Source organism: Pseudochrobactrum sp. AO18b (assembly GCF_000409565.1).
GTDB lineage: Bacteria > Pseudomonadota > Alphaproteobacteria > Rhizobiales > Rhizobiaceae > Pseudochrobactrum > Pseudochrobactrum saccharolyticum.
Genome location: NZ_ANNO01000143.1, coordinates 1 through 1,179, shown reverse-complemented (window position 1 = coordinate 1,179; position 1,179 = coordinate 1). Strand labels below are relative to the sequence as shown.

Sequence of the window (1,179 nt, the reverse complement as noted above, 5' to 3'; positions counted from 1 at the left end):
CGGCGGGGGGGCCCCCCTTTTTCGTTGTTGTTTTACCAGCGTATCTTAAATCCGAGATTGCCGGAGAGACTGTAATTGTCACTGATATTCTTCGTGGCACCGCTGGTTTCAACTGTCCCGAAGACAGCATATTTGCCGTCATTCCAGCTATAGGTCGATCCCAGCGTTAATTGCAGCTGTGTGCGTGTTTGTCCGCCGGTATAGAAAGGTGTGCCGGAGACAAGGATAAGATTGGAATTTCCTGTGAAGTTTTGCTGCACACCAATTATGCCGTAAAGATCCAGTTTTCGGGTGAAACCGGCAGCATCCTGCCATGCATTCTCATAGTTCGTTGCCAGACCAATTCGACCCAGTACATCATTCTCATTGGAATGATGCACTCTCGCATCGTAGAAATCCGTATAATCTTTCAGGTTCAGGCCGGAATAGGTCAGTTGTGCCTGCGGCGTGAATGACCAGAAATCATTATACTGGATACGTTTTCCGACTTCGATGCCAAAACCATAACCGGCATTATTATGATCGGAGACATGGTTCTTCCGTGTCAGATCAGAATACAGGTCGGTCTTGTACCAGCTGACCTGTGTCTGGGCATCGACATAAAAACCATTGTCGCCATACCATGTCAGGGCACCGCCAAAACCATAGGCTTGCGTGTTGATATCGCCATCGCCATAGCGTGAATAGCTTCTGCTTTTGGCATCGATATAATGCACCCAGCCGCTCCCTATCAGGCGGCCGCTCTCGGTTTCACGCAGCTGGCTGTCGAGACCCGCTTGTACCAGCCAGTAATTCTGGCGGTATTTGCTGGCAATCGTGGATGATTGCGAGCTGTAATTTTCCTGACCGGCCTCCGTGCGTATCCAGAACAGTCCTGTATCCGTGACAACTGTACCGGCTTCAGGTGGCTGATAGCCGGACCCCGGACCATCGCCTTGGGCAATATGATAGGTTCCTGCACCGCTCCAGTAGCGGTTTCCGGCGCGGGTATAGAGCGATGACATCAATGTCTGATTGATGCTTCTCATGCTTTCTACATTATTGTTGTAAAGCGGCACGCCCGGTTGATAGCGCGGATCCGGATTTGGCCCCGGAGGTGTTGGCGGTACAGGCGGAGCGGGTGGTGTCGGAGGTTCGGGAGGCACTGGCGGGCCTGGTGGAACAGGAGGCCCCGGGGGG

Annotated in this window: 1 protein-coding gene; it reads right to left on the bottom strand. The window is 52.7% G+C overall.

Annotated features, from left to right (window positions below; genetic code table 11):
- Positions 1-32 precede the first annotated feature (32 nt).
- A complete protein-coding gene (locus A918_RS0106060; protein WP_084664674.1) occupies positions 33-1,145 on the bottom strand; it encodes an autotransporter outer membrane beta-barrel domain-containing protein in 1,113 nt (370 codons plus the stop codon).
- Positions 1,146-1,179 lie beyond the last annotated feature (34 nt).